This is a genomic window from Halomonas ventosae (assembly GCF_004361885.1).
In the GTDB taxonomy this organism is placed as follows: Bacteria; Pseudomonadota; Gammaproteobacteria; order Pseudomonadales; family Halomonadaceae; genus Halomonas; species Halomonas ventosae_C.
Genome location: NZ_SNWH01000041.1, coordinates 1 through 5,560, shown reverse-complemented (window position 1 = coordinate 5,560; position 5,560 = coordinate 1). Strand labels below are relative to the sequence as shown.

7 protein-coding genes are annotated in these 5,560 nt (G+C 51.1%); 1 reads left to right on the top strand and 6 read right to left on the bottom strand.

All coding sequences use genetic code 11. From position 1 onward, the window contains the following. Positions 1-91: 91 nt before the first annotated feature. The 6 genes from DFO68_RS15125 to DFO68_RS15095 form a co-directional block, all read right to left on the bottom strand. Entirely contained in the window at positions 92-616 is a 525-nt protein-coding gene (locus tag DFO68_RS15125; RefSeq protein ID WP_243726537.1) for an SMODS domain-containing nucleotidyltransferase, read from the bottom strand. A 67-nt stretch (positions 617-683) separates the two neighbouring features. Continuing rightward, positions 684-1,103 (bottom strand): hypothetical protein, encoded by a 420-nt coding sequence (locus tag DFO68_RS15120; protein WP_133484440.1) that lies wholly within the window; start codon positions 1,101-1,103, stop codon positions 684-686. Between the two features lie 496 nt (positions 1,104-1,599). Continuing rightward, positions 1,600-2,559, bottom strand: a complete 960-nt coding sequence (locus DFO68_RS15110) for a restriction endonuclease (RefSeq protein ID WP_133484439.1) — start codon at positions 2,557-2,559, stop codon at positions 1,600-1,602. 104 nt (positions 2,560-2,663) lie between these two features. Next, complete coding sequence (locus tag DFO68_RS15105) at positions 2,664-3,260, bottom strand: hypothetical protein (RefSeq protein ID WP_133484438.1); 597 nt, start codon at positions 3,258-3,260, stop codon at positions 2,664-2,666. A gap of 85 nt (positions 3,261-3,345) precedes the next feature. Then, a complete protein-coding gene (locus DFO68_RS15100) occupies positions 3,346-3,822 on the bottom strand; it encodes a hypothetical protein (protein WP_133484437.1) in 477 nt (158 codons plus the stop codon). 2 nt (positions 3,823-3,824) lie between these two features. Beyond that, a complete protein-coding gene (locus DFO68_RS15095) occupies positions 3,825-4,178 on the bottom strand; it encodes a hypothetical protein (protein WP_133484436.1) in 354 nt (117 codons plus the stop codon). A 275-nt stretch (positions 4,179-4,453) separates the two neighbouring features. Here DFO68_RS15095 and DFO68_RS15090 point away from each other — a divergent pair, with 275 nt between their 5' ends. Beyond that, entirely contained in the window at positions 4,454-5,419 is a 966-nt protein-coding gene (locus tag DFO68_RS15090; protein ID WP_133484435.1) for an integron integrase, read from the top strand. Positions 5,420-5,560 lie beyond the last annotated feature (141 nt).

Genomic DNA, 5,560 nt, shown 5'->3' with positions numbered 1-5,560 from the left:
ATGTCATCGCATTGATGTACCGAAGGATCAGGCACACTATGCCAGAAGAATCAGGTGGTTGGCGACAGGCTATCCGCAGCTACCTGAATAGTTACAGCCAAATTAGGTTTTTGTTACACTGGTTGTTCCTCGCCCTGATTGCTTCAATTTCTGGTTTTGGATTGGTGGTACGCCATCGGCCGCCATTATTTGCATCAGGATAGGTGAAGCTATCATCTTTATTAACAAATGCAGGAACAACTTCATAAGTGAGACCATCATCAAATGGAACTAGAATTACTTGACCATCACCACGAATCTTGGTTGTAGCATAGGTTTGTTCTATGGAGCGCTTTACTTCCTGGAGCAATGCAGACTGCCCGTTTCCATTGTAATTGTTGTATCGTTCGTAGACGCTATATGGCAAACGAAACAACATATCAAGATCACTAAAGCCCCCCACAGCGGTGTTTCTACCATAGGAGCCGACATAAAGACTGTGCGAAGTTTCAGAAACTGTATCCCAAAAATCAGTATTCAGCCTTCTTGTAATAGCTTTATATCGTCTTGATATTGAGTCCTTATTACTGACCTTGATATTCCCACAAAATGTGCTGAACCAATCTCCTACAGCCATCTTTACTCCTTCTTGCTAACGCCTGAATTAAGCCGAGCCGCGAAGCGGCTTCGGCTTGAATGAATTGTTAGCCGCCACCCAGACGATCTTGGCGATATGCCTCGATGCTAGGGTTTTGACAGTAGTAGAACTGGATGAAACTGTTGCGCTCATGCCAGATGACCTCGAGATCATAGAGGCAGAACGAATAGAGCGACGGATCCTCAACCCATCCGGAAGGTGTTTGCACTGAGACTGAGGTAAACAGCTCATTGTCATTGCCCCACCAGCCAAGGACGAGGTAACGAGCACCCGCACCGTCGTGAAAGATGACAAATGCCGGCGTTGAGGCCCAGGAAATACCTTTAGCCTGCTTTATGGCCGACAGCCGAGGCAAGTATTGCGATTGGTCAACAGTCTGGCCCTTGGCGGAGATTGTGTAGATCTTGATGCCATCCGGGTCAATCCAGTTGCGGTGACTCTCGGTCTTCCTTGGTTCAAATTGCATGAGACCTCGTGTGGCAGCTAACGCCAGCCATAAACGGCGCCCTGACAAGGGCGTCCGGCGACCGTAGGGAGCGAATTTGATGGCCTTGTTAGCTGCGAACAACCGAACCAGTATGAAACCCGATCTTTGGCAACCAACATGACAGCCTGCACCGATGCCCTCTGGCACCGGCAACTGCCGATGCACTGTGATTAAAACCACCGCCTTTGATGCGGTGAATGAACCTGAACTTCAGAGTAGCAGGTAAGCAAGGAACCAGGTTTCGGCGGACGGCCCCACGCGGCAAACACCCAAGCTTTTACCAACACCGCTGACCGATTAAGCTGCCAGCAGGACGACGAGCTTTGACGGCCTTGGCGAACCCGCAATCCTTCAGTTTTGCTACCCGTTTTCGGCCAAGGCCACTCGCACCCAGCCACCCAAAAGGAACACCGCACTTCTCAGCTAACGCCCAGCATCAGCGGCGGCGCGTAGCGGCGTCCGCTGCATGCTGTTGTTAGCTCTCGCCAGTACCATGCTCAACAATCATCTTCGCAAACTGCTCTCCGTCCACAAGTTCGATCTTCTTCCCGACGCTCTCCAAGTACTCATTAGCGGCGCGAACAGCATCATCAGAAAATGTTCCGGTGGTAATCACCATCCCAAGATCCGCGGTTTCAGCTTCCATTCCTGATACAAGCTGATCGATGACATGGCAGTCCACGGGAGGCTCGGGTTGCCAATGCTTAGCCTGAACCGCCACTACCAAGGGAAATGTTTCTGCCACGAGGAATGTGGCCACAACATCAGCGCCCTTATCTTGACTCCGTGGGATCACTCTTGCTTCCTTGGCTCCGAGGCTTTGAAGCAAGTTATTGATTAGGTTCTCGAATCCAAAACTATCTATCCGCCCTTTTTGAAGCTCTTTGAGCGCCTGTGTAATGAGGCTAGACTGTAGGTCAGAGCGAAAGCTCGGCGTAGCTCCAGACGTTGCTATATCCAAACAATCTCGAATTTCATCCAGGAGATCGGTTGCTGAAGCCGATGTGCCCTGTATCTTCATACGCGAGATCAATGCCGACTTAGCGTATGATCGTGGAATTGGCTGCTTCGAATTCAACCACTTTACCGGCCTGCGATAGGCGGAGTCCTCGCTCTGCTTGTCTTTCAGATAAATGGCTTCGCCCGCCACCTCAGCTACATAGAATTCGGATCCGTAGGGAACAACGACAAAATCACCCGCCTCCATCTCACGGATAAACCGCCACATATGTCCTGCCGCCGCTCCCGCGCGGTGTAATGTCTTATCGTCTCGGTAATACGTAGCCCTCACAAGCTCCCGAAAGGCGGCCCAATCTAGCTGCTTATCCAAAAGGCCGTCCGCATTAGCCCAGCCAATAATAATCTGATCGCCTTCTAACGCCTCTGGCAGCCTGTCTATTTCGCTAGGCGCGACTCGTAGAACGAAAGCTTGCACTTATTTCTCCTTCTGAGAGCTAACGCTTGCAGCATGCGCGCCCTTGGAATGGAGCCGAAGGCGCAATGGAAAGGGCGTCGCTGTGCCTGCACTGGTTAGGGAGGCTAGGCGTCATCCCTCTTTTTTGCGAGCTCCGATAACGACTTACTGATGCTAGCCAAGCTCTTATTCATGTTGATAAATACTGTATTATTTTTTCCTTTCAGAGCATCGGATAGGTCCTGAGCTGCACTATTTTTGGTGCCAGCATGCTGCATGTAATTCACATCCAGCATTGAAGAGTCCGTGCCTTGTTTGCTTGATCGTAATGGAGTTCGAAAGGTGTACTGCGCACTTACAGTAATCCCATCCTGTACTCTATCTTTCAGACCACCATATTGCCCTGCATTGAATCTCAACTCTTTCCCTGGTGCCAAAAAGGGAATTTTGTGATCAATCTGTTTGCTTTCGCTGCTGTCGGGCTTTTCTATGCCCCAGCATAAAATGGGAAGTGGTGCTGAAAAGGATATATCCTTCGCCGTACCCGTCCCGATATTCCGTATTACGAGATCAATCAGGCTGGCTGTGTCAGGGTTTGGCTCATAATAGACAACAACACACGGTTTTGTTTGACGATAGATCGCGTAGTAAGCCGTCGCAACTGCAAGAAATGTCCCAATCGGACTAACGATGTAGAAAGCTATCTGCAAAGACTCAGCCATTCTCTCTCCCTAACGCCGCCAGCACGCGCGGCTTTGCAGTGGAGGCGAAGCCGGAACGGAAAAGCCGTCGCTGTGCCTGGCTTTGTTATGCGCTGATCTCATCGGTGCGCACCTTGGTTTTCGTGTAATTTATTGGTGGATACTCGCAGTGATTTTGAAAATACCACCAAAGGAACTGGCCTTCCGCTTGCAGTAAAGACGCTCCTGATTTTGTTTTTCCAAACTTTTCATAATCACAGAAGGCAATTTCTATCGGACCATACCGATTTATAATCTCACCAAACTTTAAGGAATTAGCATTCGATGTGGCATGAAGACTTGCGTAGCGAAAGTACCTTGCTTTGAAGCTGGTCTTTGTTTGCCCGATATATAGAATCCGGCTTTCACCGCGAAGACGAGGAACCGGCTTCGAAGATAAAAGGAAATAGATAATACCTTTTGCTTTTGCGGCTTCTCTGGAACCATATACTCTTTCAAATGCGCTCGTTGAGAGCTCGTTAATTTGCCCTGGCAGTCTTTCAAACCCATCGACAAGAGGGTATAGATCGTCTTTATTGAACAAGACTACTCTCCCTGTGCAGATGAATGACCAGAAAGATGCGTTGATCCATCCGGCAGCCATTCAATACTTAGCTCACCACCAGAAAAACGAACGACGCCCTCTTTTTTGGGCAGTTCATTGCATTGACCACGGTATTGAATAAAGTTATCAAGCAACTCCATCAAATGTAGCTTAAAGCCCGACTTACTGACCTCATCGAAAACCTCGTCTTCTAGCCTCCAAGACGCACCGCTCAGACGGTCCTCATCCTCCTCAGCGCAGAAAATTACCTCCCCCGTCGTCTTCACAATCTCAGCATGCTGCTGAGCCAGCATATTCAAGCGAGTGTGTTCGAAGCTTTGATCAAAATTAGACATTCAATTTCCTTCTGGCTTTTTCTCAAACTACTCTATCGTAACGACAGAATGTGTCGCAGGGCCGCATAACAGGTATTAGACAGCGTGCTCGTTCATTGACTTGAATGAGCACGCGCGTTCAACAATCTTATCAAACCCGCATTTTTTGTGACTAAGTCATTGATTTTTCTATATCCGAAGCATAGCTCGGCTATCCATGCAGAATTCGCGTGCTTGCGCATTCTATCATCACCTATAACACTGTACGTATATCCATTCTTCGGGAGGAAGGCCTTATGGATACGCATCGCAGCTCGCCGAAGCTGATGGACCGGGTCAGGGCTACCATGCGCGTGAAACGCTACAGCCCGCGTACCGAGAAGACCTACTGCTACTGGATACGTTACTTCATTCGCTTCAATGGTGTGCGACATCCCGCCGGCATGGGAGGCCCCGAGGTCCGCGCCTTCCTGGAGCACTTGGCGGTGGAGCGCCAGGTGGCGGCGGCCACGCAAAATCAGGCGCTGAATGCCCTCGTGTTCCTCTATCGTCACGTCCTCGAACAGCCCTTGGGAGATGTCGGGGAATTCTCGCGTGCCAAGCGCCCTCGCCAGCTTCCAGTGGTGCTTTCTCATGAGGAAGTCATGCGTGTGCTGAGCCACCTTTCTGGCCCCATGCATCTGATGGCAACCTTGATGTATGGCTCAGGGCTGCGCCTCATCGAGACATGTAGGCTACGTGTCCGAGATATCGACTTCGAACGGCAGATCGTTACGGTGAGAGCTGGCAAGGGGGACAAGGACAGAACCACCCTCCTCCCGGCGATAAGCATTCCCGCCTTGCGGCAGAGCATCAACGTGGCCAAATATCAGCTTGATGGTCGCCTGCAGCATGGCTGCGTACCGGTGACACTGCCCCATGCGCTCGATCGCAAGTACCCCAATGCGGGAGTCTCCCTAGCCTGGCAGTGGCTATTCCCCGCCAGCCGCCCCTGTTTCGATGATACCGGCAAAGTAGTACTGCACCATATCCATCCAACGGCGGTGCAGAGAGCGGTCAAGCACGCAATGCGGGCCGCAGGGCTGTCTCGCCCCGGCTCTTGCCACAGCCTGCGACACAGCTTCGCCACCCAGTTGCTGATCCAGGGCACGGATATCCGCACGGTGCAGGAACTACTCGGCCACAAGAGCGTGGAAACAACCCAGATCTATACCCATGTGCTGGGCAAGGGCTTTGCCGGTGTTCGAAGCCCGCTCGGTTAGTACTACAGCCGTAACTAATGCTGTGATCGTTCATGCGTTGCCATCCGGGCTTGCTGCTGACGACAGTGGCACTGCCAAGCCCGGTACTGGTGTTTTCGTCGCCAGTCCGACCAATGAAGCACATGGGACAAGGCCTGATGT